Genomic DNA, 26,740 nt, shown 5'->3' on the forward strand with positions numbered 1-26,740 from the left:
TTGTTAAGAAGGTGTTAATAAATCATGGCGCGCGCGCAAGTTGTCTTGCGGGAATTGCCTTTGAATGTCGCGACGTGAGTGTGGGTAAGGAGTTGGAATGCAGTCCTCAGCCAGATCTGTCATTTCGGCTGTTGGACGGGGAGCGGAGCTTCTGACCGACGTCGATTATCATCTTGCGGAAACCGTCGCTGAGAAGGAGGAGATCTACAATCTCCGCTACCGCGCCTATCTGCGGGAGGGCGCGGTCAAGCCCTCCGCCGATGCGCGGGTGACCGACCGCTACGACGAGCTGCCGAACGCGTGGACCTTCGGCGTCTATCTCCATGGCGAGCTCTGCAGCTCGGTGCGCATCAGCGTGCTGACATCGGAATGGCGCGAGTCCACCTCGGCCGATGTCTTCCCCGACATCCTGCTGCCGCGGCTCGACCGCGGCGAGGTCATGATCGACCCGACCCGCTTCGTCGCCGATCCCGACCAGGTCAAGCGGGTTCCGGAATTGCCCTATCTGACGACGCGTCTCGCGTACATGGCCTGCGAGCATTTCAATGCCGATCTCGGTCTCGCCATCGTGCGTCCCGAGCATCAGGCTTTCTACCGGCGGGTGTTCCTGCACGAGACCATCGCCGAGCCCCGCCTGGTTCCCGGCCTCACCAAGCCGTTCGGACTGATGGCCGCGGACTTCCCGACCTTCCGCAAGAAGGTGTTCGAGCGTTATCCGATCATGCGGTCGACCGCGTTCGAGCGGCGGATGCTGTTCGGGCGCGGCGGCCAGCGCCAGGTGCCGCAGCGACCGGTGCTCGTGGCGGACGCCGCGCACGCCTGAAGTCGGCGGTGGCGCGGATGCGGCGCCAGGTTTGAGCCTGGGCTCGGCCTTTTGCCCGTCGCCCTTTACCCGTCGCGCGTCGCCACCATCACGTCCTGGGCCCAAAATTCAGGCGAAAGCCGGCGTTTTTGCCGGCCGGTGCGACTTGCCTTCACCCTCGCGCCACATTTACAACCCATTAACCATGACGGGTGCTTTTCGCTGGTTGGGGGCATTTGATCGGCTGAGGCAAGGTTCCGTCAAGGTTGACGGAACGTTCGCTTAACCAACCCCCTGTAGACCGGACAGCAGTGGACTAACGTGAGCGTGGAGGCTCCGGAATGAAACATCCTATGCGTATCCTCCAGGGATTGAAGCTGGTCGCGGTGCTCGCCGTCGCGCTGTCGATGGGCGCCTGCGCCAACAAGAATGCTGCGACGGATGCGATGGCCAATGCGGCAACGCCTGGCAGTCAGCAGGATTTCGTCGTCAACGTGGGTGACCGCGTGTTCTTCGAAAGCGACCAGACCGATCTGACCCCGCAGGCGATCGTGACCCTGGAGAAGCAGGCGCAGTGGCTGCAGACCTATCCGCGCTACAGCTTCACCGTCGAAGGCCACGCCGACGAGCGCGGCACCCGCGAATACAACATCGCGCTCGGCGCCCGCCGTGCCCAGTCGGTGCGTTCGTTCCTGGCCTCGCGCGGCATCGATCCGAACCGCATGCGCACGATCTCCTACGGCAAGGAGCGGCCGGTCGCCGTCTGTAACGACATTTCCTGCTGGTCGCAGAACCGTCGTGCCGTCACCGTGCTGAACGCGAGCTCCTGACGCCGAGATACTGGCTCTCAGTCAGGCGCCGTTCATCTTCAAAGCCGATTATGCCGGCGCCCTCTCGGGCGCCGGTTTCGTTTCAGCAATCCGTGACAGAATCCCCGTGGTGCCAGACACATTTTTGGCGTACTCCCCTTCAATGTGTGGCGCGTCGCATGTTCCGTCGCAGGCCATTTCGCTTTCGTCGTCAGGGCAAGATGTCATCCAGATTTAAGGTCTTTACAGGCGCCGTGGCCATCGCCGCGCTGCTCCCCTTGTGCACGCCCGTCTTCGCCCAGACCGATGATGATCCCGAGATGCGGATCGAGCGGCTGGAGAACCAGCTGCGCCAGCTCACCGGCCAGAACGAAGAGCTGCAATACCGCAACCGCCAGCTCGAAGAGCGGTTGCGGGCGCTCGAGGGCGGCGCCCAGGGCGCGCCCGGACAGGCGCCCAACGTCACGGCGATGCCGCCCGCCCAGGTCGGACCAGGTCAGGTCGCGCCCGGCTATCGCCAGCAGCCGCAGCAGCAGGCCGTGCAGCCGAATTACGAGCAGCCGCAGAGCGCCGCTCCGGCGCCGATCATTCAGGAGCAGCCGGCGCCCGGCGCTCCCGGCACGCGTCGCCGCGGCGATGCCTTCGATCCGAGCCAGAACCCGAACGCGCCCGGTGCGCCGCGCGCGCTCGGCGGCGGCCCGCAGCCGATGCCGTCGGGAGCACCAGGCGGCCGCGGCGCCGGCGAGCCGCTCGATCTCGCCAACACCGGCCCCCGTTATCAGCAGCAGGCCGCTCCCCCGGCCGCGCAGCCCGGCTATCCGCCGGCCCAATCCGGCTATCCGCCGCCGGCTGGCGGCGCCGGCCTGACCACCCTGCCGCCCTCGGCGACGCCGCGCGACGAGTTCGACCTCGGCATCGGCTACATGCAGCGCAAGGACTACGCGCTCGCCGAGCAGACCATGAAGAACTTCACGCAGAAATATCCGAGCGACCCGCTGCTCGGGGACGCGCAATACTGGCTCGGCGAGAGCTACTTCCAGCGCCAGCAATATCGGGACTCCGCGGAAGCCTTCCTCGCCGTCACCACCAAATACGAAAAATCGGCCAAGGCTCCGGATGCGCTGCTGCGGCTCGGCCAGTCGCTCGCCGCGCTGAAGGAGAAGGAGGCCGCCTGCGCCGCCTTCGGCGAGGTCGGCCGCAAATATCCGCGCGCCTCCGCCGGCGTCAAAGCCGCCGTCGACCGCGAGCAGAAACGGGTGAAGTGCTGACGTCGGGGTCCTGACAATGCGGATGGTGCTGCGCTAGACATCGTAACCATCCGCCTGCGGCAGTCAGGGCCCGCGTCATGTCAGACGATGACAATTCTCCGATCTCGGCACGCGAGGCGAGGCGGCTCTTCGCCGGCCTGAAGCGCGCGCCGGCGCTGGTGCTCGCCGTGTCGGGCGGGCCGGACTCGGTCGCGCTGATGTGGCTCGCGGCGCGCTGGCAGCGCAGTCTTGCGCGCGGCCCGCGTCTCACCGTCGTCACGATCGATCACGGCCTGCGGCGAGAGGCGGCGCGTGAGGCGCGCGAGGTCAAGCGGCTCGCCACTGAGCTCGGATTGCCGCACCGGACCCTGCGCTGGCGCGGCGCAAAGCCGAAGACCGGACTGCCGGCGGCGGCGCGCGAGGCGCGCTACCGCCTGCTCGCGCAGGCCGCGCGTGCCGTCGGCGCGAGCCATGTGCTGACCGCTCACACCCGCGACGACCAGGCCGAGACCCTCTTGATGCGCCTGTTGCGCGGCAGCGGACTTGCCGGGCTGTCGGCAATGGCCTCCCTCAGCGAGCGCGACGGAATCGTGCTGGCGCGTCCGCTGCTCGAGGTCCCGAAGTCGCAGCTGATCGCGACCTTGAGGCGGGCCAGGATCGGCTTTGCCGACGATCCCACCAACCGCGACACCGCCTTCACCCGGCCGCGGCTGCGCGCGCTGCTGCCGCTGCTTGCGGCCGAGGGTGGCGATGCCCGCACGCTGGTGCGGCTCGCGGCCCGGTTGGCGCGGGCCAATGCGGCGGTCGAGGTGCTGGCCGACGGCGCCGAGCGCTTCCTCCGTTTGCGGGATCGCGGCGATGCGCCGCAGGCTGGCGTTCGAAGCTTCGAGGCCGCGACCTTTGCCGGCCTGCCGGAGGAGGTCCGGCTGCGGCTGCTGCTGCGGGCCATCAACGCGCTCGGGCATGAAGGGCCGGCGGAACTCGGCAAGATTGAATCTCTCCTGGCCATGCTCGACCAGGCCATCGCCGCAAGCCCTCGCGCAGGCGCAAATGGCCGTCCGGCCATGAGGCAGACCCTTGCGGGAGCCTTGATCAGCCTTGCCGGCGGGCGTATCCACATCGCACCGGCGCCGGCCCGGCGTCGCAAGGGCGGATAGGCGCGGGCGTGGGCGGATCATGACACCGGCCAATTCGGCCCCGTGCCGTCAGGACACCTTAACCAGGCAGGAAAAACCCCGGTCAGGTCGCCATTATTTCAGCGGGAATCGCTCTAAGATGGGATAAATAGTCCCATCTCGTTCCCTTGGCAGCGACCGGGGCGGCACCTAAATTGTATGCGTCTAACGATGAGGATTCCTTGGGGATTTCCTCGTAGAGCCCAAGGATGAGGCCGCGATCCGCGCGACCACGAAGGAAGATCGATGAACGCCAATCTGCGCAATTTCGCCCTCTGGGTCATTATTGTCTTGCTGCTTTTGGCGTTGTTCACGCTCTTCCAGAATCCAGGTCAGCGGGCCTCCTCGCAGGACATCGCCTTCTCGCAGCTCCTGAGCGAGGTCGACCGCGGCAATGTGCGCGACGTCGTGATCCAGGGGCCGGACATTCACGGCACCTTCACCAACGGCTCCAGCTTCCAGACCTATGCGCCCAGCGACCCGACGCTGGTGAAGCGTCTCTATGACAGCAAGGTCCAGATCACCGCGAAGCCGCCGGGCGACAACGTGCCGTGGTTCGTCTCGCTGCTGGTCTCCTGGCTGCCGTTCATCGCCCTGATCGGCGTGTGGATCTTCCTGTCGCGGCAGATGCAGGGCGGCGCCGGCAAGGCGATGGGCTTTGGCAAGTCGCGCGCCAAGATGCTGACCGAAGCGCATGGCCGCGTCACCTTCGAGGACGTCGCCGGCGTCGACGAGGCCAAGCAGGACCTTCAGGAAATCGTCGAATTCCTCCGCGACCCCGGCAAATTCCAGCGCCTCGGCGGCCGCATTCCGCGCGGCGTGCTGCTGGTCGGCCCTCCCGGCACCGGTAAGACGCTGATCGCGCGTGCGGTCGCGGGCGAAGCCAACGTGCCGTTCTTCACCATCTCCGGTTCTGACTTCGTCGAGATGTTCGTCGGCGTCGGCGCGAGCCGCGTCCGCGACATGTTCGAGCAGGCCAAGAAGAACGCGCCCTGCATCATCTTCATCGACGAAATCGATGCCGTCGGTCGTCACCGTGGCGCCGGCCTCGGCGGCGGCAATGACGAGCGCGAGCAGACGCTGAACCAGCTGCTGGTCGAGATGGACGGCTTCGAGGCCAACGAGGGCGTGATCCTGATCGCCGCGACCAACCGTCCCGACGTGCTCGATCCTGCGCTGCTGCGTCCCGGCCGCTTCGACCGCCAGGTCGTGGTGCCCAATCCGGATGTCGTCGGCCGCGAGCAGATCCTCAAGGTTCACGTTCGCAAGGTGCCGCTGGCCCCCGATATCAACCTCAAGACCATCGCGCGCGGCACCCCGGGCTTCTCCGGCGCCGACCTGATGAACCTCGTCAACGAGGCTGCGCTGACCGCCGCCCGCCGCAACAAGCGGATGGTGACGCAGGCCGAGTTCGAAGAGGCCAAGGACAAGGTGATGATGGGCGCCGAGCGCAAGTCGCTCGTCATGACCGAGGAAGAGAAGTTGCTGACGGCCTATCACGAGGGCGGCCACGCCATCGTCGGCCTCAACGTCGTCGCGACCGACCCGATCCACAAGGCGACCATCATTCCGCGCGGTCGTGCGCTCGGCATGGTCATGCAGCTCCCCGAGCGCGACAAGCTGTCGATGTCTCTGGAGCAGATGACCTCGCGGCTCGCGATCATGATGGGCGGCCGTGTCGCCGAAGAGCTGATCTTCGGCCGCGAGAAGGTGACCTCGGGTGCGTCCTCCGACATCGAGCAGGCGACACGCCTGGCCCGGATGATGGTGACGCGCTGGGGCCTGTCCGAGGCGCTCGGCACCGTGTCCTATGGCGAAAACCAGGACGAGGTTTTCCTGGGCATGTCGGTGTCGCGCACCCAGAACGCATCGGAGGCGACGGTCCAGAAGATCGACACCGAGATCCGGCGTTTCGTGGAAGAGGGCTACAACGAAGCGACGCGTATTCTCACCGAGAAGCGCGCCGATCTCGAAGCTCTCGCCAAGGGCCTGCTCGAGTTCGAGACGCTGAGCGGCGACGAGATCGTCGATCTGCTCAAGGGCAAGAAGCCGAACCGCGAGTCCGTGCTCGAGCCGAGCACGCCGCGCGCCTCGGCGGTGCCCCCGGCCGGCAAGTCGCCGCGCCCGCGGCCCGATGCGGATCCCGGCCTGGAGCCGCAGCCGCAGGCGTAATCGCGAGCGGCAGATGAGATTGCAAAACGCGGCGGAAACGCCGCGTTTTTTGTTGGCCGGCGGTTCGTGGATGCAGGGCGTCCCCGGCGCGAGCGAGGCGCGCGGCTTCCGGGGCAAACGCGGGAATCACTAAAGAAGAACTTAACGCTTGCGGCCTATTTTGGCCCGCCATGACTGACCAGGTCGTCCACAGCGCGGTTCAACCGTTTTCGGCACGTGCAGCGCTCCCTTGGGCCGTGGGCCTCGGCGTCTATGCCCTGCTGCTGATCGTTGGGCCGTGGCTGCTCGGTGATCCCGACAGCTATTCTCATATCGAGGTCGGGCGTTGGATCATCGCCCATGGCACCCTGCCGGAGAGCGATCCCTTTTCGTTTTCGAAGCATGGCGCGCCCTGGATCACGTTCGAATGGCTCTCGGAAATCGTCTACGCCGGAGCCTACGCATTGTCCGGCTGGCCCGGCGTCGTCGTCGTCGCAGCAGCGGCGATAGCGCTCGCCTTTGGCCTGTTCACCTTCTTCCTGCTGCGCGAGCTCTCGCCGGCCCTGACGCTGCTGATGGTGATCGCGGCCGTCATCCTGCTGGCGCCGCATATGCTGGCGCGGCCACATGTCCTCGTGCTGCCGGTGATGGTGATCTGGGCGGCCGCCCTGGTGCGCTGCATGGATCGCGGCGGGCCTCCGCCATACTGGGCGCTGCCGCTGCTGGTGCTGTGGACCAATCTGCATGGCAGCGTCGTGCTCGCGCTCGGGCTGATCGGTCCGGCGGTGCTCGAGGCGCTGCTGCGTGAGGAGCGAAGCGAATGGCCGCGCGTGCTGCTGCGATGGCTGCCCTTCTCGGCCCTTGCCCTCGCAGCGTCCTGTCTGACGCCGCACGGGCCGGAACCGCTGCTGATGCCGCTGACGACGCTCGGCCTCGGCTCTGCGCTCGCCTGGATCGGGGAATGGCGGCCGCAGGATTTCAGCCATGTCGGTGGCTTCGAGTTGCTGCTGCTGGCCGGCATCTTTGCGCTTGCGCGCGGCGTGACGCTGCCGGCCGTGCGGGCCCTGGTGGTGATCGGCCTGCTCCATTTCGCACTGGCGCAGGTCCGCAACGCGGATCTGCTGGCCATGCTGGCGCCGCTCTATCTGGCGGCTCCCTTGGCCAGGAAGTTCGGCGGGCGGGTCACGGACGATGCGGAGGGGGCGTCGCGTGGCCTGAATCTGGCCGCGTTCGGTGTTCTGATCGCGATGAGCGGGGCGGCGCTGGCGCGCGACATACGGCCGGCTCCCGTCATCACCCCTCAGGCTGCCATCGCTCAAGCCGACCTCGCCAAGGCGGGGCGTGTGCTCAACGATTATTCCTTCGGCGGCTATTTGATCTTTGCCGGCATTCCCACCTTTATCGATGGTCGCGGCGAACTGTATGGCGGGCCGTTCATCGACCGCTACAATCGTGCCCTGGCGCTGGTCGACCTCGCAGATTTTCTCAAGCTGCTCGACGAATACGACATCGGCGCGACGCTGCTCGCGCCGCGGACACCGGCGGTCGCGATGCTCGATCGGCTGCCGCAGTGGCAACGCGTCTACAGCGACGACGTGGCGGTCGTGCACAAGCGGCGGGATACGCCGCAAAGATAAAGTCAGACGGTCCCGAAGGCCGCGTATTGGCCGCCGAGCGACACGCCGCTCAGGGCATCTTCGAGGCGACGCGCCGGTTTGGTATCCCAGGGGAGCAGCAGGAAATGGCGGGCGCCGATCTCGCGCAAGCCGCCCGCAGCCATCAGCTTTCGGACTTTGCCGGCACTGAGCAGGACGGCGTCCCGGTCGAACTCACAGCGGGCAACGGCAAGACGTGTCAGCGGGTTGTAGGGATTGTGCTCGATCACGCAGACGAGCCCCCCGGGGCGCACCACCCGCCGCATCTCGGTGATGAAATGCGTCCATTCGGCCGGCACGATATGGTGCATCACGCAGATGGCCGTCACGAGATCGAAGCTGGCGTCCTCGAAGGGAAAACTGCGGCCGTCGAACTCGCGGTAGTCGACCCCGCTATTGGCCGCGCGGGCCTGCGCCAGGCTGGCCGACGAAACGTCGATACCGCTCAAGCAGCCGACCATGCCGTGCAGCAGCGGATGAAGGCTGCCCACGCCGCAGCCGACGTCCAGCATGTCGGGCCTCTCGGTGTTCAGCCGCTGCGCGATCAGACTGCGCAGCAGATCGGCCTTCGCGCGCATGAAGAAATCATGCGGCAAGCCGGAGAAGTCGATCGAGGACTGGACAACGTCACGGTAGTTGGCGTGATAGCCGTCGAAGAGCTCGCTCATGCGCCGGGTCACTCGTTGACGGCGTGGATGGCAGGTGCTGCCGCCGCCTCGTTGCGATCGAAGCCGGCGCGCGTCTGCACCACATAGAGCGGGCGGCGTTTCACCTCGGCATGGATGCGGCCGACATAGAGCCCCACGATGCCGGTCATTAGCATGTTGATTCCGCACAGCAGGGAGACGACGACGATCGTCGACGACCAGCCGGTGACGAGATGGCTGTCCTTGCTGAGCCACAGCAGGATCACCCAGCCGCCGTAGAGCAGGGCCAGTCCCGAAACCGTCAAGCCGCACCAGATCGCAAGCCGCAGGGGCAGATCGGAAAAGCCGAGCGCGGCGTTCACCGCGAGCCGCACCATCTTGAACAGCGGGTATTTGGTTTCGCCCGCGGCGCGCTCGAGGCGGTGGAAGGCGACCTCGGCCTGCCGGAAACCGAGCCAGGCGATCATGCCGCGCACGAATCGATCCTGCTCCGGCATCTGCCTGAGTGCGTCGAGCACCTTGCGATCGATCAGGCGGAAGTCGCCGACATCGGCGGGGATGCCGACCGAGGACATCCTGCCGAGGAGCCGGTAGAACAGATGCGCCGTCGCACGCTTGAACCGGCTTTCGCCTTCGCGTGACAGGCGGCGGGCGTGGACGACGTCGTTGCCTTCCTGCCATTTTGTGATCAATTGCTCGATCACTTCGGGCGGATCCTGCAAATCGGCATCCATCACGATGATCGCGTCACCTTCCGCGGCGTCCATTCCGGCGGTGATGGCGACCTGATGGCCGAAATTTCGCGACAGACCGATATAGCGAAAGCGCGGATCGCGCTTAGCGAGCGCCTGGAGCACGATCGAGCTGGAATCGCTGCTGCCGTCATCGACGAAGATCGCTTCGGCCGGGCCGTCGAGCCGGGACAAGACCAGGTCGAGCCGCCGCAGCAGGACCGGCAGCACGGCTTCCTCGTTGAACACGGGGATGACGAGGCTGTAGCGGATCGATCTGGAATTGGCCGCCATGCGAGAGATTCCGGCTGGGTTGCAGGGGCGGGAGTCTAGTTCGGCGGTGGTTAAGGTCGCCTTGCCGCAACTGTTAAGGATCTAGGGCCCTCGGGCGATTGAGGGCGGAGGCGGAACGGAATGGCGATGCCCGATTAACCATGCTTGTGCAGCTGCGGCGTCGGTCTAGGACCTGCGGCGGATCTTGTAGAGAACAAATCGCTGCGAGCTATCCAGCACGTCCAGCAGATCCGGCAGCGGGTTCGCGGCCGGCGGTCCGAGCACATAGAGATAGTCGTAGTCCCGGTACCAGGTGCGGATGAACGGCGGAACGTCCGCCGGCGGCTGTCTCGTTGCGATCACCGCAAGCAGCTCCGACGGCACCGGTCCTCCGTAGGGAATGGCAAGGCGGCGCACGGCCTCGCGTGGCCGCACCGGCTGCTTGCCCGCTTCCGTGAAGAGGTTGGGCACGAACGCGTTGGCATAATGCACGGCCAGCGTCGGCGCATAGTACATCGGATACGAGGTGAGGTCGGCGAAGGGCGGATCACCATTGTCGCCCGTGCTGCCAACGAGAACGCGTGAGCCGCGCTCGATCTTCTGGAACGAGGCGATGATCGCCGCATAATCGGCGCGGTAAGGCAGCCACACCGCGAAAACGACCGCGAGATTGATCAGTATGATGCCGCTGATCGCGGCGAGCGCAGCCGTTCTCCAGGCCCGGCTGGGCAGCGACAGCGAGCAGAAGGCCGGCAGGATCAGAGCTGCAGCGGGAATCACGCGAAGGTCGACGAACGAGGTTCCGAACAGCTTCGAGGGAATGACGAGGTAAAGCAGCGCAAAGCCGATCGCGAGCCAGAGGCCGGCCGGCTCGAGCTCGAGGACGCCGCGCCTTGCGGCGAACAGCAACGAGATCATCAGCGCCAGCCCGGTCACTGCCGATGCCGTCAGGCTGTAGCCGTTCAGGATGCGCAGCGGCCAGATCGGCTTGAATCCGAAGAACCAGCTCGTCCCTTCGCTTCCGATCGAGCCCGCGGTCAATTGCATGATCCCGAACAACACAAGCGCCGGCAGGGCCAGCGCGCCGAGCCGCGCGGCCGCCACCCGGTACGATATTCGCTGCTGACGAATGCGCGAGAGCTCGTAGAGGCCAAGCGTCGCACCGTAGATGCCGAGCGAGAAGAAATGCGCTGCGTAGAGCGCAGCGACGAACAGCACGTTGGCGACGAAGCGCAGCGGCCATGGGCCTTCGGCCAGCATCAGATAGATTGCGATGCCCCAGAGAGCGAGGCCGAGGCCAAACTCGAAATTCACGAAGCCCCAGCTGAACGGCAGACAGTAGAGGAAAGCGAGTGCAGCGAAGCCGGCAAGATGGACCCGTCCCTTCCGGGTCCATTCCAGCAGCAGCGCGCCCCCGATGATCAGCAATTGGCTCAGCAGCAGAAACAGCCGCGTGGCGTTCTCGACGCTCATCAGCCGCGCCAGCTGCGGCACCAGCAGATCCATTCCAAGGTTGGGATAGAAGGCCCAGGCCACCTCGTAATACGGATTGGCGTCGGGGGTGCCGTTCCGGCTCAGAATGTACATGCGGGCGAGGTGATTGGGATAATCCACCATCGCAGGAATGGGGGTCAGCAGCACCGGAAGAAAGGAGACCGCCGCCAGCACCGCAAGAACGGCGATCGCCAGGGACCGCTCCGAGCCGAGCCGAGCCGGGATTGTCAAAATCGGCCTGTCAAAAGAAGACATGTCGCGGGATCGCCGGGGGTTGAGCGCAGTGGTCGCGTCCACGCCGCCTTTGGAAGGACGTCTCACGATTACGCGTACGCGCCCTTAAGTAGGTTCTCACTTCGAAGGCGCCGCGGTCGCGCCGTCCGCATGGTCTCGCACATGGATCACGGCGATGTCGTCCGTATAGATCCGCTTCCAGCCCTTGATCTGGTCGAGGATCTGCGGGCCCGGCGCATCGGCAACCAGCAGCGTCGCGTCGATCTTGTACTCGTCGAGCAGGCGCGGCAGCAATTCGGGCTTCTTGCCCTCCGTCGCCTTGAAGAAGTCCATGACGAATTTCTCGCCATAGAGCTCGGCACGACCGTCAACGAAGACCGGAATATCGCGCGAGATCAGATAGCCGCCGAACTGGTAGGCATTGAAGATGCGCTGCACCTTGCGTTGCTCGAGCACGTCGACGGCCGCAACCGGCGTGTGCGTCGTCGTGAAGGTGAAGCGGTGGTGCGCCATGTAGAGCGACGTCGAAGTCCAGCTCGCCGCCACGATCATCAGCGCGCCAAGCGCGGTGACATAGCGGGCGGGCCAGCGCCCGGCCCCGGCGGCGTCAGGCGCCGCGCGCGGGAACATCTTGCCGAGCGGCTTTGCCAGCACCAGCGGCACCAGGAAGGCAAATGCCTCGATGCTCCTGACATGAGTCAGCGCGCTCCAGGTCAGGAACAGGATCAGGAGGATCCGGGGCGCCGACAGCACCAGGCCGCGATAATAGCCGAATGCGATCAAGCCGAGCAGGGCGCCTTCGAATGGGGTGAACGTGGAGAAGTTCGCGGGCATCCATTCGAAGATCAGCGACAGCAGTTCGCCGAGGCCGAGAATATTGGTCGCGCCCAGCAGCGTCCGCCAGCCATACGGCGTGCAGCAGCTCGCGATCAGAGCGCCGATTCCGAACAACACCCAGCGCATGAACAGCTGGAGCCGTCGTCCCTTCTCGGCGTGCTCGACAGCCTCGAGCGCGATCGGGCCGATCAGCACGAGGCCCAGCACGAAGCCGCCATGCAAATTCGCCCAGAGCGCCATCAGCGGCAGCCAATACCAGGACGGCGCGCTCTTGCGGTCGGCAGCTGCCATCAGCAGGCCGACCCACGCCACCATGACGGGCAGCGCCAGGATATGCGGCCGCGCCAGCACGTGATGGGCCGACAGCAGCAGCGCCAGCATCGCGAACAGCACTGCGCGTGGTGCCTCGATCTGAGCATCGAGCAGATAGACGAAGATCGCGACCGTGACCGCGACCGCGACCGCGGTGAGGATGACGGGGCCTGCCCAGTCCCATTGCGCATGGGAATAGGCGAACAGCACCTGCGACAGCCACGACGTCGAGATCCATGGCGCGCCCGTTCGCGTGAACGAATAGAAGTCGGTGGTGGGCATGGCGCGGTGATCGAGGATCCACTGCCCGATCTTCACCTGCCAGAACGAGTCGGAGTCCTGCAGCCGGGTGTCGCCGAGGTAGAGGAAGAACAGATAGACGCCGGCACCGACACACAGCGGCACCAGGGCCCTCGCGCGGCTCTGCGCCGCGATGCTGTTGGCAAAGGAAAGTGACATGCCGCCTCGTCGTCCTGTTGTTCTTGTCGGTCGGGCATGATCCGGACCCGGCGGGCCGCGTTGGCGCAAAGTGAGGTGCGGTTTCCGAGAAGATCATGCTCGAGCAATCACCTGAAGCGCGATGAACGATTTATCTCATCGCGCGCCAGTCCGAGCGGGCGGCATTGGACCACGGGCGGTCATAACTTCGGGTAAACCGGCAGGCCACGCCGGTTTCAGGTCCCGACAAATTTAACAGATTGTTTTAGATTTCAATTTACCATCGGCGAATACACGCGAAGCGCTCGGTGTTTACGCAGTCGAATTAACTGCGGCGCAATTCTTTGCCTCTACGTTCGGTTCCATGGTCGGGCGGCGCTGGGAAGCCGAAAAGACCAGATCAGTTGTAGCCTCGTGTACTCATTTGGAGCACTCTATGAAGAACCTCGTTGCGCGTTTCCTCAAGGATGAATCCGGCGCCACCGCCATTGAATACGGCCTGATCGCTGCCGGCATCGCGCTGGCGATCATCACCGTCGTCAACAATCTCGGCACCACGCTGAACACCAAGTTCACCGCGATCTCGACCGGCCTCAAGTAAGACCGGACGAACTGCGAATTTCTGAGAGCCTCGTCGCTGACGGGGCTCTTTTCTTTTGGGCGAGGCCGGCAAGGCCCCTAACGAAGCCGGCGCTGCGGACCCACACGCCGTAACTCCGGTCGAGATAGAATTTCGCGGCCCAGATCGAGGCTGCGGCGAGCGCGGCGCCGGCAGCGACGTCGATCATAAAATGCGCGCCGATCACCGGCGTCGCCGCGATCATCAACAGACTGAGCACGGCCACGATGCCGCCGATGCCACGCACCGGCCACAGCGCCCACATATAGAGCACGGCCGACGCCGCGTGAAAGCTCGGAAACGAGACGATGCCGGACAGAGAAAACAGCCGGCAAGCTCGCCTTTGACGAGCCGGTGGCCATAGGCGGCCGCGAGTAGCGCGGCGGCGATCGCCAGGGTCACACCTTAGGCGACCGGCTCGAGACTCAGTCCGGTCGAGGGGAGGCCGAGCGCCGGCAGGGCGGCCATCCCGAGAATCGGAAACCAGTTGAGGTGGAAGAGCTGCCAGGCGGTCCGGGAGTCCGTGTCGAGCATGGTGCGCCGAGGTGCAATTGCATTACCACCGTACAGTCACGGACCGTCTTTAAGATCGTGGTAAGAACTGTGGTTATCGGTCTTACAACCAGCGCGCAGTACTTTTAGCGTTTGCGGCGCGGCCTCTCCGGTGGCGCTCCCACGCATTTGCATCTTGTCATCCCGCCTGAATAGTTGTTCAGTCCTTGCGGGGCGATTTGCATCTTTTGCGTGACGAAGCGTTTAGCCGCAGGGCGTGCGGCAGGCGTGTGGGACAGGAAGCGCGCCATGGTTTATCGGCGGACGCATCAAGTGGTGAAGCGCCTTGCGGCGCGGCGCAGTGCGATCTTGACGGCGGCGCGGGAGACTGCGGCGGAAGGCGGGATGGCGGCGGTGCAGATCGCGCCCGTCGCGGTCCGGGCCAATGTCGCGGCCGGCACGGTCTACCGCTACTTCCCCTCCAAGGCCGAGCTGATCTCCGAGCTGATTGCCGAGGTCTCCCGCGATGAGCTCGCGGCGATCCGCCGGGCGGCCGATGCCGCGCCGGGGCCGTCCTCGGCGCTGGCGGCCGCCGTTACCACCGTGGCGGTCCATACCCTGTCGCAGCGGCGGCTGGCCTGGGGCATTCTGGCCGAGCCTGTCGACGTCGATGTCAGCGCCTCCCGCCTTGCCAGCCGGCGGGAGATTGCCGGCGAGATTGCCGCCCGGATCGACGCCGCCGTGCGTGCCGGTCACCTGCCGGCGCAGGACACCGCACTCGCCGCGACCGCCTTGCTCGGCGCGCTGCATGAGGCCCTGGTCGGGCCGCTCGCGCCTGACAATCTCGAGGATCCCGTCAAGATGCGCGATGCGGTGCAGACCGTGACGCTGCTGGCGCTGCGTGCGGTCGGCGTCATGGACGCCCGCGCCCGGGGTCTGGTGGTGCAGCAGACGCTGCTGCCGACCGCGAAGGCGCTCGTTGGGGCGTAAAATCGCCCTGTGCACGAAGCGGCCGGCCTGCCGGCGCTCAGGTGGTTGACTGAGCGAGCCTTTTCGCAATACCGCAGCAGGCTCGCCGGCCCCTCCCGCTACTGTGCATGGGGTTGTTTTTCGACTTTTTGTTTGGCGTGCCCTGGCGGGCCTACATGATCGCGTCGCCCTCGGGGCCGACCGAGGCGATGCGCACCATGTTGGTGGTGCCGGGGATGCCGAGCGGCACGCCGGCGACGATGATCACGCGCTGGCCGGCGCGGACGAAACCGTCCCGGAACGCGATCTGGCCGGCGCGGCCGACCATGTCGTCCTGGTCGCGCGCGTCTTCCGCCACGACGCAATGCACGCCCCAGACCACCGCGAGCCGTCGGCCGGCGGTGATGTTCGGCGTGATCGCCACGATCGGCGGCTTCGGCCGCTCGCGCGCCACCCGCACCGCGGTCGAGCCCGATGAGGTCCAGCAGATCAGGGCGGGCAGGTCGAGCGTCTCGGCGATCTGCCGCGCGGCGTCGGCGATGGCATCGCCCGCGGTGGATTCCGGCGCGGGGCGCTGCGCGGTGAGCACGGAACGATAAATCGGGTCGCGCTCGACCTCCTCGCCGATGCGGTTCATGGTCGAGACCGCCTCGACCGGGAATTTGCCGGCCGCCGATTCCGCCGACAGCATGATGGCGTCGGCGCCCTCATAGACGGCAGTGGCGACGTCGGAGACTTCGGCGCGGGTCGGCACCGGCGACTGGATCATCGATTCCAGCATCTGGGTTGCGATCACCACCGGCTTGCCGGCGCGGCGCGCCATCCGCGTCATCTGCTTCTGCAGACTCGGCACGCGCTCGAGCGGCAATTCGACGCCGAGGTCGCCGCGCGCCACCATCAGCGCGTCGGAGGCCTCGATGATGTCGGCGAGACGGTCGATCGCCTGCGGCTTCTCGATCTTGGCCATGACCGCGGCGCGGCCACGGATCATCTTCTTGGCCTCGATCACGTCGTCGGCGCGCTGCACGAAGGACAGCGCGATCCAGTCGATGCCGGTGACGAGCGCCGCCTCGAGGTCGGCGCGGTCCTTCGAGGTCATGGCGGAGACCGGCAGGTCGGTGTCGGGCAGGCTGACGCCCTTGCGGTCGCTCATCTTGCCGCCGACCACGACCCGCGTCACCGCGTGCTCTTTCGAGGTCTCCTCCGCGATCAGGCGCACCTTGCCGTCGTCGAGCAGCAGCGCGTGGCCGGGCCGCAGCGCCGCCAGGATCTCCGGATGCGGCAGGTGGACGCGCGTGGTGTCGCCGGGGGCCTTGTCGGAATCCAGCGTGAAGGTCTGGCCGTTCTGCAGCTGCACCGAGCCTTCGGCGAAGGAGCCGAGCCTGAGCTTCGGGCCCTGCAGGTCGACCAGGATGCCGATCGGCCGGCCATAGCTGCTCTCGACGTTGCGGATCGTCGCCACCAGCTCCCGCATCTTGTCATGCGGGGTGTGGCTCATGTTGATGCGAAACAGGTCGGCGCCGGCCTCGAACAGGCGGCGGATCATCGCGAGGTCTGAAGAGGCTGGGCCCAGGGTCGCGAGAATCTTGATACGGCGAAGACGCCTCATGGCTTATTTCCAGACGGGGGCGAGGGAGCTGGCGGGAGGCCAGGCGGGGCGGGGGGCGTACCACCGGGCGGGCTATTGGGCAAACCCGGAACCCCGCCCGGGCCAACCGGCCCGGGGAGGCCGGGTACGCGTTGCTGCGCCGGCTGTTCGTTGGCATCGGTAAGCTGCACCGTCCACGCCCGCTGCTCACCGGTGTCGACCTCGAAATAGCCGGTCCGGTCATAGCCGCGCGCGAGGCAATCCTCGGTGCCGCGGATGGTGAACTCCTTGTCGCGCGAGCACATGAAGGCCTGCCCCGACCACTCGCCGCCGCGGTCATAGTCGATGGCGTAGATGTAATAGTAACGGGCGACCAACGTTCCCCGCAGCAGGGTCTCGCAGGAGCGGGACGAGATGTTCCACCAGCCCTCGGTGGTCCAGCCCTCGGCGTCCTTGTAGCCGAGCGCAATGCCGACCCGGCTCGACGTGTTGTTGCAGAGACGGAAATCGGCGGAGGCCGGGCTGCTCCACAAGCACAGCAGGCCAATCGCCAGCACCGGGACCAACCGGACGAGCATGCAAAGGGGGGAGCGGGGAGATTCGGCGATCATTGTCGCGGAAGCTATATCAGATCATTGACGATTTGGCGTAGGGGCCGGGGAACTGCCTCAAGGCCGGGTTCGGGTCGGTTTGCGCCGGGATATGGCAAAATCTGTGACAGGACCCACCTGATCCCGTAAGGGTGACCTCCATCGGGTCAGGCCCAAGGGGATACCAGGGATACAGCCATGGCAATCGACGACAAAACCAGAACGGAGCTCGAGGCGGCCGCTTTCCGCCGTCTGGTCGATCATCTGAAGTCGCGGACGGATGTCCAGAACATCGACATGATGAATCTGGCTGGCTTCTGCCGCAACTGCCTGTCCAACTGGCTCAAGGAAGCCGCCGACGCCCAAGGCGTCGCCTTAAGCAAGGACGAGAGCCGGGAAGCCGTCTACGGCATGCCCTACGAGACCTGGAAGTCGAAATACCAGGGCACGGCCACGCCAGAACAGCTCGAGACGATGAAGAAGGTCCATCCCCACGGGCACTGAACGGCCCAAGCGCGCGCCTCGCCTGAGTCGCACCACACAACAGCTTTCTTGGCCTCGCCGCAGGAAGGTGTGGGCGCGCTGTGGACGAGCGCGATGCTGCCTTGAACGCAGTCGGTACCAACCCTAAGGGTCTACCAGCACGCGCGGTGAGGGATGCCGGCGTCACCTCGTTTTGCCAGTTCCATTGGGAGTACCTAGATGGCCACCTCCGCCGCCGTCCGCGACGACGAGCCCGCGACGAAATTTGCCAAGGACCAGCTCAAATCCATCATCGAGCGCATCGAGCGGCTGGAGGAAGAGAAGAAGGCGATCTCCGACGATATCCGCGACGTCTATGCCGAAAGCAAAGGCAATGGCTACGACGTCAAGGCGCTGCGCACCATCGTGCGCATGCGCAAGCAGGACCCCAACGAGCGCGCCGAGGCCGAGACCATCCTCGAGACCTACATGCAGGCGCTGGGCATGCTCTGAGGCGTTGACGCCTCAAGCACGACTGCCGTAGCCCGGATGGAGCGACAGCGAAATCCGGGCTCTCGCAGTGTGAAAGCAATCCCCGGATTGCGCCGCGCTCCATCCGGGCTACAAATTGCGCGTGTTTCGTTTGCGAACGGAGTCGCGAATGACTGCGCCATCGCCGCCGCGCGAGGTGAGCCGTGCCTTCGGCGCTCTTCCGGCGCCGATCGGCAAGCGGCTGCTTCAGGTGCGTGCGCTGATCTTCGCGACCGCCGCGGCGCATGAAGAGGTCGGCCGGCTCACCGAGACGCTGAAATGGGGCGAGCCGGCTTATCTAACCGATCAGACCGGCAGCGGCTCGACGATCCGGCTTGGCCGCGTCAAAGACTCCGCGCATGCCGCCATCCTGTTCAATTGCAAGACGACGCTGATCGATAGCTTCCGCGAACGCTTTCCCGATCAATTCGAGTACCGGCAGACACGGGCGTTGCTGTTGCCGGTGGTGGGCAGGCTGCCGAAACGGGAATTATCCGTCTGCCTGTCGCTGGCGTTGACGTATCATCTGGACCGGCGGGCGAGGAAAGCGCGGTAGGGCGCCCTTGTAGCCTGGATGGAGCGAAGCGTAATCCGGGGCCGTCGTTGCTCGTGGCGCGATTCCCGGATTGCGCTGCGCTCCGTCCGGGCGACGAGACTGAATTCGTGGAGGTGGCTCGGCGCCTCAGCGCAGCGCGGCGGTGCGCATGACGAACGACGTCGTCTGGAGCTTCGCGGTCGCGCTGCCCGAAAAACTGTCGCAGGACAGGCCGTGCATCGGGTCGTCGACAAAGCCCATCGCGATCACGGCCTGCGGCTTGACGAAATAGCCGCGCAGCGCCGCCGTATCGAGCTCGCCCATCAGCGTGACCGACATCGCGCGGCTGGCGCTCGGCGACAGCATCACGATCTTGAGCCAGATGCTCTCGCTCTTGGCGGCGGAGAGGCGGGTCGCGGTCGCGACCGCGCCGTCGACGCTCTTGCCGACCACCGTGTTGATTTCGGTCGCCTGAGCGATGTTGCGCGACGCGGGACGGGCCGAGCGCGGAATCGGCGCGGAGGCGGCGACGACATTGGCGCGATCGACCGGGGAGGCGGCCGGCGCAAAAGCCAGCGCCTGAAGGGCGGCGTTGGACACGCTCGCGGTCGGTTGCGGATCGGCGGCGGCGGCAAGGGCCTGGCGGGCCTTCAGCGCAGCGATTTGCGCCGGCGTCGCCTGCTGCGGCGCGGCCGGGACATCATCCCAGAAGCCGCGGGCATTGATGATGTCGGCCGGGGTCTCCGGCTTGCCGGCAGCGGGCTTGTCGGCCACCGGCGCGGGCTTCGGCTTGGGCGGTGCAACGAGCTGCGCATCGGCCGAGGCGAGCTGGATCGCGGTGGGGATCTGCGGCTTGGCACGCGGCGTCGGCACCGGTTCGGCGGGCTTGGCGGCGGCTGCGACCACGGTCGGTGTCGCCGGCTTGGCGGCCGGGGCGGGCGCGCCCTCGTCGTCCTCGTCGCTGCTGGCGGCCGGAGCGGCGGACTTGCTCTTGAACAAGGCGGCGAAGAAGTTCGGCTTGCTGCTGCTGGAGTCGTCGCCATTGCCGCGGCGCTCGATCTCGGCCTTGGCGAGCTCATAGTTCTTCAGCGGCACGCCGTCGGTCGGCAGATGCACCGTCTTTCCGTCCGGGAAGACGCGGGCGAGCTGGTCATGCGTCATCCGCGGCCAGTGCCGGACGCTGCCGGTATCCAGATGCACGAAGGGGGAGCCGGAGGTCGGATAGAAGCCGACTCCGCCGCGCTGGAGGCGCAGGCCGGCGAAGCGGATCTGCTCCAGCGCCACGCCCGGAATGTAGAAGTCCATCGCATGGCCCAGCATGTGCTGGCTGGCGCGCGCCACACCCGAGGAGCGGCGGCGGAGCATGGCGTTGGTGGCGGGGGAGCGGTAGGAGGAGATGATCTGGATCGGCTGCTTGCCGTCGACGTCGCGGTAGACTTCCCAGAGGATATCGAAGAGGCGGCGGTCCATGACCGTCTCGTCCTGGGTGCGCCAGTCGCGCAGGAAGTGGTTGAGCTGCTTCAGCGCCGCTTCGTCATAGCGGCCATCGCGCTTGAAGGTGACGGTCAGGTCTTCGCCGGAATGGGTGTGGTGGAAGGAGAGCGTCTTGGTCTCGTTCAGCGCGGCGGCGTTGTGAACCGAGCCTGCGCCCGCAAGCAGCAATACGGCAGCGAGGCCGATCCGCGAACCGGTCTTCACTCCCGCATGGGACAACGACAGCACAGTTAATTGGCGTGCGAGACCAGTCAGCACGTATGAGCCCACCCAGTCGACGAGCGTTCAAATGGACTCTCCCGCCAACCCCGTAGCAGCGCGAAAGAGGATGAACGCTTTCTTAAAGCGAGAAGGTTAATTCGAGGTTGACCTTCCCGCCCCCAAACCAAGTCAGACTACAATCCTAACCCGTTGAGTGTGGCAAAAAAACGCCCGGTGCCGGGAGCCAGGTGGACAATGGTTAACGTTAAACGGCCCCATCCATGGGATGGGGCCGTTGATATCGTTGTGAAATTCGAAAAGCTGGGGTCCCGCAGCCTTACCGGGTGAACACCCGCTGCTGCTGGGGCCGGCGGCCGACCGGAGCCGGCGGGGGCGTCGGCGCCCCGCCTCCGAACAGCCGCTCGAAGAAGTTCGGGCCGGAGGACCCGAAGCCGCCGCCATTGTTGGCCACCGCCACGCCCGAGGGCAGGGTCGTCGCCGGGCGCGAATAGCTCGGCTGCGAGTGCGCAACGACGGCCTCGAGATCCTTGCCGCGGTTGTTCTTCAGGATGTTGATCATGGTCGCGTCGCGGCCATAGACGTCCTTGCGGAACTGCAGTTTGCCGGCATCGTCCACAAAGGCGGTCTGATAGGTGATGTTGACCGGGACCGGGGTCGGGAATTTCAGGTCGATCTCGCTCTTGCCGTACATGCTGCGTACGCGCTCGGGCGTGTACTTCTCGTTCGGCATGGTGATGTTGAGCAGCACGGACGCGTACTGATCCGGGTTCTGCACGCGCATGCAGCCATGGCTGAAGGCGCGATCTTCCCTGGCGAACAGGTTCTTGTCCGGCGTGTCGTGCTGATAGACCAGGAACTTGTTCGGGAAGTTGAAGCGGATGCGGCCGAGCGCGTTGGCTTCACCTGGCGGCTGCGAGATGTGCACCGAGCCGTCGCGGTTCTGTTCGAGCTTGAGGCCCATGCGCTGGAGCACGGTCGGGTCCTGCTGCAACGCCGGCAGGTACTCGTTGTAGACGATCGACGGCGGCACGTTCCAGGTCGGATTGACCGTGATGTACTTCATCGTCTCCGTGAGCAGCGGGGTCGCGTGCGTGCCTGGCTTGCCGGTGACGACGCGGGTGGTCCAGACCTGCTGGCCGCGCTGCATCACCTTCAGCGTGTAGTCGGGAATGTTGAGGATCACATAGGCATCGCCCAGCGCGGGCGCGCCGAGATCGCGCGGCAGCCAGCGCCAGCGCTCCATGTTCACCAGCACCACGTCGATCTGCTTGTCGCGCTTCGGGGTGTTGAGCGCCTTCACCGTCTTGTCGTCGAGGATGCCGGTCGCCTTCATCTCGGCGCCGCTCTGGAATTTTCGCACGGCGTCGGCGACCGCTGCGTCATAGCGGGTGTCGCTGGCGTTCTCGGCAAGGCCGAGCTTGGCGCGCAGCTGCGGCACGCGCGGATCTTCCACGACGATCTCAACCTGCTTCTTGCTGGCCGGGGTGTATTTCAGCGCCGGACCATCGGCGATCTCGATCACCGGGCCGCTGCCCTGACCGCGAAGCTCCGCGAGCTTGGCCTTCAGCTCCTTGTAGAGCTTGTGGGGCGGATTGTAGCTGTCGAGCGCAGCGGAGGCGTCCGTCGCGGTCGTGACCTTGGCGAGCACCTCGTTCGGGTCGACCGGATGCTCGGGATAGAGGATGTCGCCGCTGACCTGCGACCAATGCATGCGGCCGCTCTGGGCCTGGCGCGCATAGTCGAACATGCTGGCGGTGAGCTTGAGCTCGGCATCGGCCAGCGCATCGGGCGTGCTGGCGCTGGCGAAGTCCGGCACCGGATAGTCGGCGGGATTGAGGCCGTCGGACGCCGCGTCCTTCAGCCGCGCGATGACGCCCTTGGCCGCGGTGGTCAGGCTGCCGCTTTGCGTCCAGACCGGCGCGAAGTCCCGTGCGCCATAAAACTTCTCGATCGCCGCGCGCTCGTTCTTGCGATCGAAATGGCGCGAGGTCTTGGCGCCGATGATGTCCCTGAGCTTGTCGGCGACCGGCTGGTCGGCGGCGGCAACGTTGCTCGCGGCCTTCACGGGCTCAGCGACAGGGGCCGCAGCCGTGGCGGGTGCCGCAGGCGCGGCGGTTGCGGGCTCGGACTTCGCGGTGTCGCTCTTCGGCGCCTCGGGCGCGGGCGTGGTGGCGACGTCCGACGGCTTGGTTTCCACCTTCTCGGGGGCCGGGGCCGGTGCGACATCAGCCTTCACGGGCGCCTGTGCCGGCTCCTTGGCGGAGTCCTGAACCGTGGCGGTGGTGTCGAGCTTGATATCGGAGGCGGTCGGGGGAGGGACGTTGGCCGGCTCGGGGCGCGGGATCGCGGCTTCGATCGCGAGCTCGGCGGCGCTGCTGCGCGCCTGATCCTGCGCCAGGGCCGAGCTGGCCGACACCGTGAGGAAGGTTGCCGCGACCGTCATCAAGACACGGTCGAAGCCCGCACGGTGGTTCAAACAGTCACGCATTGTGTCGCACCCCTCGGGTGAACTGTCCCTCGTGGAACAGCTTTGTTATCGCCTATTGAGCTTCGGCTAAATCGCGCCGGCCTCTCGAAAGTTGCACGCCTGCACGCAACGATTCATACGCAGACGATATACAGGCCCCAGTTTTGCAGCCAGCGCTAACCGGGACAACTCACGCCAAACTGACTTCAAGGGAGCCTCTTGGCAACGGATTGTGCGCCTGCCCAGCGCGCTTTTCCCTGTGTCTGTCACTTCCAAGTCACGGTTCAAGAAGCAGTCGAATTCTGTCGTCATGCGAACGGCTTACAGCCGGTCTCGCATCGCCGCACGAACCCTCGTTCGCATGAGGCTCAGTGCGTCTCCTCGCCGCTTTTCCCGCCATGTCCGGGAACCCCGGCCTCGTCGAGTTTGCGGTAGAGGGTGGACCGGCCGATTTTGAGGCGGCGGGCCACCTCGGACATCTGGCCGCGGTAGTGCGAGATCGCGAAGCGGATGATCTCGTTCTCCATGTCCTCGAGCGCGCGGACGTCGCCGGTGGGGGTCAGCATGGCCAGATTTCCCACAGCCGGGAGCGGCGCGATTGGTATTTCATTGCCCGATACCACCGAAGGGGTCGCCGCCGGCTCGAGCATCAGCGGAGCGGTCGGAATCTCGGTTACGGGATGCGGCTGCGAAGCGAGCAGAGGGAAGTCGCCGAGGCCGAGCTGGTCGCCGTCGCTCATCACCACAGCACGGTAGACCGCGTTCTCGAGCTGGCGGATGTTGCCGGGCCAGTCGAGCTGGGCAAGATGGGCCATGGCCTCGCCGCTGATGCCGGTGATCGCGCGGTTCTCCTCGGCGGCAAACCGCGCCAGGAAATGCCGGAGCAGATGCGGGATGTCCTCGCGCCGGGCCCGGAGCGAGGGGATCGTCAGCGGCAGCACGTGCAGGCGATAGAACAGGTCTTCCCGGAAGTGTCCCTGTTTCACCCGCTCCAGCAGCCGACGATTGGTGGCCGAGACGATGCGGACGTCGACCTTGACGGGCTTGCGGCCGCCGACCGCCTCGACCGCGCCTTCCTGAAGCGCGCGCAGCAGCTTGACCTGCGCGGTCAGCGGCAGCTCGCTGACCTCGTCCAGAAACAGCGTGCCGCCATGGGCCTCGACAAACTTGCCCATGTGCCGCTCGGTCGCGCCGGTGAAAGCGCCCTTCTCGTGGCCGAACAGAATGGACTCGACGAGGTTGTCGGGGATCGCGCCGCAATTGACGGCGACGAAGGGCTTGGCCTTGCGCTCGCCACTGCCATGGATGGCGCGCGCGAACATCTCCTTGCCGACGCCGGACTCGCCTTCGATCAGAACGGGAATCGCGGAGTTCGCCGCCTTCTGCGCGGCGCGCATCACGCCTGCCATCGCCTCGGCGCGGGTGATGATGTCGGAGAAGGTCAGCCGGCCCTCGCGGCTGTGCCGGATGCGCTGCAATTCGCCCTTGAGCGCGGAGGCGTTGAGCGCGTTGCGCAGCGAGACCTGGAGCCGCTCCACACCAACCGGCTTGACCACGAAATCGGCCGCGCCGGCGCGCATCGCCGAGATCACGTTGTCGATGCCGCCATGGGCGGTCTGCACGATGACGGGGACGCTGAGACCTGCTTCGCGGATTTTCGCCAGTACGCCCATGCCGTCGAGGCCGGGCATCACGAGATCGAGGATGACGGCGTCGATGGCCGGAGCATCGGGCGCGGTGAGGGCTGCGATCGCGGCGTCACCGGAGTCCACGACGACCGTCTCATAGCCGCATTTCTGCACCATGTTCTCGACCAGCCGGCGGGCTACGGCGTCGTCGTCGGCGATCAAAATACTGGCAGCCATGGTGTTCCCCGCACGCTACTACTATCTGTCTCGAATCGGGGCACTCTGGCCGAAGCCGATTAACGCACTCTTAAACCTTGATGCCCCCGCCCGCCGTCGCGCTTGTTGAACACAGGTTTCCCACACAATGAATTCGCGCTCCAAGCCTGCTCTTAAAAAGTCCGCCCTCCACAAGCCAGCTGCCAAGACATCCGCCGCCAAGAAATCTACCGTCAAGACGAAGTCCTCCGGGTCTTCACGCGCAAAGCCTGCGAGCAAGACCGGCAAGCTTCCGGAGTGGAACCTTGCCGATCTCTATTCCGGAATCGATGCGCCGGAAGTGGCGCGCGATCTCGAAAAGATGGATGCCGACTGCGTCGCGTTCGAGACGGACTACAAGGGCAAGCTGGCGACAGGGACAGCAAACGAAGATGGCGGAAAATGGCTCGCGGAAGCCGTGCGACGCTATGAGGCGATCGACGATCTTGCCGGCCGGCTCGGTTCCTATGCCGGGCTCATTCACGCCGGCGACAGCGTCGACCCTGCGATTTCAAAGTTTTACGGCGATGTGTCGGAGCGGCTGACGGCGGCGTCCACGCATTTGCTGTTCTTCGCGCTCGAGCTCAACCGTGTCGATGACGATATTTTGAACCGGGCCATGCATGCGCCCGGGCTCGCGCACTACCGTCCCTGGATCGAGGATCTGCGCAAGGAGAAGCCGTATCAGCTCGACGACAAGCTCGAGCAGCTTTTCCTGGAGAAGGCGCAGACCGGCTATTCCGCCTTCAACCGGCTGTTCGACCAGACCATCTCCGGACTGCGCTTCAAGGTCGGGGCCAAGGAGCTGGCGATCGAGCCGACGCTCAATCTGCTGCAGGACCGCGACGGCGCCAAGCGCAAGAGCGCGGCCGAGGCACTGGCAAAAACCTTCAAGGCCAATGAGCGCACCTTTGCGCTGATCACCAACACACTCGCCAAGGACAAGGACATCTCCGACCGCTGGCGCGGCTTCCAGGACGTCGCGGATTCCCGCCATCTCAACAACCGCGTCGAGCGCGAAGTGGTGGATGCGCTGGTCGCCTCGGTGCAGGCTGCCTATCCAAAGTTGTCGCATCGCTATTACGCGTTGAAGGCGAAGTGGTTCGGCAAGAAGCGGCTGGCTTATTGGGATCGCAACGCGCCGCTGCCGTTTGCCGCGACGGACGTCATCGGCTGGCCCGATGCGCGCAACATGGTGCTGACGGCCTATCGCGGCTTCTCGCCCAAAATGGCTGATATCGCCGAGCGCTTCTTCACCGATCGCTGGATCGACGCGCCGGTGCGTCCGGGCAAGGCGCCCGGCGCATTCTCGCATCCGACCACGCCCTCGGCGCACCCTTATGTGCTGATGAACTACCAGGGCAAGCCGCGCGACGTGATGACGCTCGCGCACGAGCTCGGCCATGGCGTGCATCAGGTGCTGGCGGCGAAGAACGGCGCGCTGATGGCGCCGACGCCGCTGACGCTGGCGGAGACCGCAAGCGTGTTCGGCGAGATGCTGACCTTCCGGCGGCTGCTGGCGCAGACCAAGAGCGCCAAGCAGCGCCAGGCGCTGCTGGCCGGCAAGGTCGAGGACATGATCAACACCGTGGTGCGGCAGATCGCGTTCTACTCGTTCGAGCGCGCGGTCCACACCGAGCGCAAGAACGGCGAGCTCACCGCGACGCGGCTCGGCGAGATCTGGCTGTCGGTGCAGGGCGACAGCCTCGGGCCGGCGATCGAGATCAAGGCGGGTTACGAGAACTACTGGATGTACATCCCGCACTTCATCCATTCACCGTTCTATGTCTACGCCTACGCGTTCGGCGATTGCCTCGTGAACTCGCTGTATGCTGTCTACGAGAACGCGACCGAGGGCTTTGCCGAGCGCTATCTCGACATGCTCGCCGCCGGCGGCACCAAGCACTATTCCGAGTTGCTACGGCCGTTCGGACTGGATGCCAAGGACCCGAAATTCTGGGACGGCGGTCTGTCGGTCATCGCCGGGATGATCGACGAGCTGGAGGCGATGGGCTGAGGCGGGTAGCTGCTCCAGACGCCAAACAGGGCGTAAAACATCTGTTGAACGGCCTGACTAGAAGTG

General features: G+C 65.7%; 22 protein-coding genes. 12 read left to right on the forward strand and 10 right to left on the reverse strand.

The features are described from left to right. The first annotated feature begins 97 nt into the window (after window positions 1-97). The 6 genes from GGD65_RS18450 to GGD65_RS18475 all read left to right on the forward strand — a co-directional run bounded on the left by GGD65_RS18450 (window position 98) and on the right by GGD65_RS18475 (window position 7,821). Complete coding sequence (locus tag GGD65_RS18450; RefSeq protein ID WP_018317776.1) at window positions 98-823, forward strand: N-acyl amino acid synthase FeeM domain-containing protein; 726 nt, start codon at window positions 98-100, stop codon at window positions 821-823. Between the two features lie 320 nt (window positions 824-1,143). Beyond that, on the forward strand, window positions 1,144-1,632 hold the full coding sequence (gene pal / locus GGD65_RS18455) for a peptidoglycan-associated lipoprotein Pal (protein ID WP_018317777.1): 489 nt from the start codon (window positions 1,144-1,146) through the stop codon (window positions 1,630-1,632). A 200-nt stretch (window positions 1,633-1,832) separates the two neighbouring features. Beyond that, window positions 1,833-2,879, forward strand: coding sequence for a tol-pal system protein YbgF (gene ybgF / locus GGD65_RS18460; protein WP_183236184.1), 1,047 nt, complete (start codon window positions 1,833-1,835; stop codon window positions 2,877-2,879). Window positions 2,880-2,956: 77 nt separating this feature from the next. Beyond that, window positions 2,957-4,015, forward strand: coding sequence for a tRNA lysidine(34) synthetase TilS (tilS, locus tag GGD65_RS18465; RefSeq protein ID WP_183236185.1), 1,059 nt, complete (start codon window positions 2,957-2,959; stop codon window positions 4,013-4,015). Between the two features lie 264 nt (window positions 4,016-4,279). Beyond that, window positions 4,280-6,205 (forward strand): ATP-dependent zinc metalloprotease FtsH, encoded by a 1,926-nt coding sequence (ftsH, locus tag GGD65_RS18470; protein WP_018317780.1) that lies wholly within the window; start codon window positions 4,280-4,282, stop codon window positions 6,203-6,205. 170 nt (window positions 6,206-6,375) lie between these two features. Further along, window positions 6,376-7,821: a hypothetical protein gene (locus GGD65_RS18475; RefSeq protein ID WP_183236186.1), complete on the forward strand. Its 1,446-nt coding sequence runs from the start codon at window positions 6,376-6,378 to the stop codon at window positions 7,819-7,821. Window positions 7,822-7,823: 2 nt separating this feature from the next. Here GGD65_RS18475 and GGD65_RS18480 read toward each other — a convergent pair whose 3' ends face one another. The 4 genes from GGD65_RS18480 to GGD65_RS18495 all read right to left on the reverse strand — a co-directional run bounded on the left by GGD65_RS18480 (window position 7,824) and on the right by GGD65_RS18495 (window position 12,826). Next, entirely contained in the window at window positions 7,824-8,507 is a 684-nt protein-coding gene (locus GGD65_RS18480) for a class I SAM-dependent methyltransferase (protein ID WP_210286741.1), read from the reverse strand. An 8-nt stretch (window positions 8,508-8,515) separates the two neighbouring features. Then, complete coding sequence (locus GGD65_RS18485; protein WP_183236187.1) at window positions 8,516-9,511, reverse strand: glycosyltransferase family 2 protein; 996 nt, start codon at window positions 9,509-9,511, stop codon at window positions 8,516-8,518. Between the two features lie 165 nt (window positions 9,512-9,676). Next, window positions 9,677-11,239, reverse strand: coding sequence for a hypothetical protein (locus GGD65_RS18490; RefSeq protein WP_183236188.1), 1,563 nt, complete (start codon window positions 11,237-11,239; stop codon window positions 9,677-9,679). 96 nt (window positions 11,240-11,335) lie between these two features. Further along, window positions 11,336-12,826: a hypothetical protein gene (locus GGD65_RS18495; protein ID WP_183236189.1), complete on the reverse strand. Its 1,491-nt coding sequence runs from the start codon at window positions 12,824-12,826 to the stop codon at window positions 11,336-11,338. A 415-nt stretch (window positions 12,827-13,241) separates the two neighbouring features. On the opposite strand from GGD65_RS18495, the gene GGD65_RS18500 reads away from it, so the two are divergent. After that, window positions 13,242-13,406 carry a Flp family type IVb pilin gene (locus tag GGD65_RS18500; protein ID WP_018317786.1) on the forward strand — a complete coding sequence of 55 codons (165 nt, stop codon included), beginning with the start codon at window positions 13,242-13,244 and terminating at the stop codon, window positions 13,404-13,406. Here the strand turns inward: GGD65_RS18500 and GGD65_RS40190 are convergent. Next, window positions 13,399-13,689 carry a phosphatase PAP2 family protein gene (locus tag GGD65_RS40190; RefSeq protein WP_246783361.1) on the reverse strand — a complete coding sequence of 97 codons (291 nt, stop codon included), beginning with the start codon at window positions 13,687-13,689 and terminating at the stop codon, window positions 13,399-13,401. The two genes, GGD65_RS18500 and GGD65_RS40190, sit on opposite strands and share 8 nt — an antisense overlap. Window positions 13,690-14,225: 536 nt before the next feature. On the opposite strand from GGD65_RS40190, the gene GGD65_RS18510 reads away from it, so the two are divergent. Continuing rightward, window positions 14,226-14,906: a TetR/AcrR family transcriptional regulator gene (locus tag GGD65_RS18510; protein WP_183236190.1), complete on the forward strand. Its 681-nt coding sequence runs from the start codon at window positions 14,226-14,228 to the stop codon at window positions 14,904-14,906. Between the two features lie 151 nt (window positions 14,907-15,057). Here the strand turns inward: GGD65_RS18510 and pyk are convergent, their stop codons facing one another. After that, the gene (gene pyk / locus GGD65_RS18515) at window positions 15,058-16,494 is read right to left on the reverse strand and encodes a pyruvate kinase (RefSeq protein WP_018317789.1); all 1,437 of its coding nucleotides are present in this window, start codon (window positions 16,492-16,494) and stop codon (window positions 15,058-15,060) included. Next, window positions 16,491-17,084, reverse strand: a complete 594-nt coding sequence (locus GGD65_RS18520; RefSeq protein ID WP_183236191.1) for a DUF1036 domain-containing protein — start codon at window positions 17,082-17,084, stop codon at window positions 16,491-16,493. Before GGD65_RS18520 ends, pyk begins: the two co-directional genes overlap by 4 nt. Window positions 17,085-17,261: 177 nt before the next feature. On the opposite strand from GGD65_RS18520, the gene GGD65_RS18525 reads away from it, so the two are divergent. The 3 genes from GGD65_RS18525 to GGD65_RS18535 all read left to right on the forward strand — a co-directional run bounded on the left by GGD65_RS18525 (window position 17,262) and on the right by GGD65_RS18535 (window position 18,612). Then, the gene (locus tag GGD65_RS18525; RefSeq protein WP_018317791.1) at window positions 17,262-17,567 is read left to right on the forward strand and encodes a DUF1244 domain-containing protein; all 306 of its coding nucleotides are present in this window, start codon (window positions 17,262-17,264) and stop codon (window positions 17,565-17,567) included. Between the two features lie 198 nt (window positions 17,568-17,765). Then, a complete protein-coding gene (locus GGD65_RS18530) occupies window positions 17,766-18,038 on the forward strand; it encodes a DUF2312 domain-containing protein (protein WP_014492426.1) in 273 nt (90 codons plus the stop codon). A 148-nt stretch (window positions 18,039-18,186) separates the two neighbouring features. Next, complete coding sequence (locus GGD65_RS18535; protein ID WP_183236192.1) at window positions 18,187-18,612, forward strand: DUF1801 domain-containing protein; 426 nt, start codon at window positions 18,187-18,189, stop codon at window positions 18,610-18,612. A 126-nt stretch (window positions 18,613-18,738) separates the two neighbouring features. Here the strand turns inward: GGD65_RS18535 and GGD65_RS18540 are convergent, their stop codons facing one another. From GGD65_RS18540 to GGD65_RS18550, 3 genes are all read right to left on the reverse strand, one after another. After that, window positions 18,739-20,355: a DUF882 domain-containing protein gene (locus GGD65_RS18540; protein ID WP_183236193.1), complete on the reverse strand. Its 1,617-nt coding sequence runs from the start codon at window positions 20,353-20,355 to the stop codon at window positions 18,739-18,741. A 268-nt stretch (window positions 20,356-20,623) separates the two neighbouring features. Beyond that, window positions 20,624-22,795 (reverse strand): murein L,D-transpeptidase, encoded by a 2,172-nt coding sequence (locus GGD65_RS18545; protein ID WP_183236194.1) that lies wholly within the window; start codon window positions 22,793-22,795, stop codon window positions 20,624-20,626. A gap of 347 nt (window positions 22,796-23,142) precedes the next feature. Continuing rightward, complete coding sequence (locus GGD65_RS18550) at window positions 23,143-24,639, reverse strand: sigma-54 dependent transcriptional regulator (protein ID WP_018317795.1); 1,497 nt, start codon at window positions 24,637-24,639, stop codon at window positions 23,143-23,145. 127 nt (window positions 24,640-24,766) lie between these two features. Between GGD65_RS18550 and GGD65_RS18555 the strand changes: the two genes are divergently transcribed. Next, window positions 24,767-26,674: a M3 family oligoendopeptidase gene (locus GGD65_RS18555; RefSeq protein ID WP_183236195.1), complete on the forward strand. Its 1,908-nt coding sequence runs from the start codon at window positions 24,767-24,769 to the stop codon at window positions 26,672-26,674. The last annotated feature ends 66 nt before the right edge of the window (window positions 26,675-26,740 follow it).

Source organism: Bradyrhizobium sp. CIR18 (genome assembly GCF_014198295.1).
Lineage (GTDB): Bacteria > Pseudomonadota > Alphaproteobacteria > Rhizobiales > Xanthobacteraceae > Bradyrhizobium.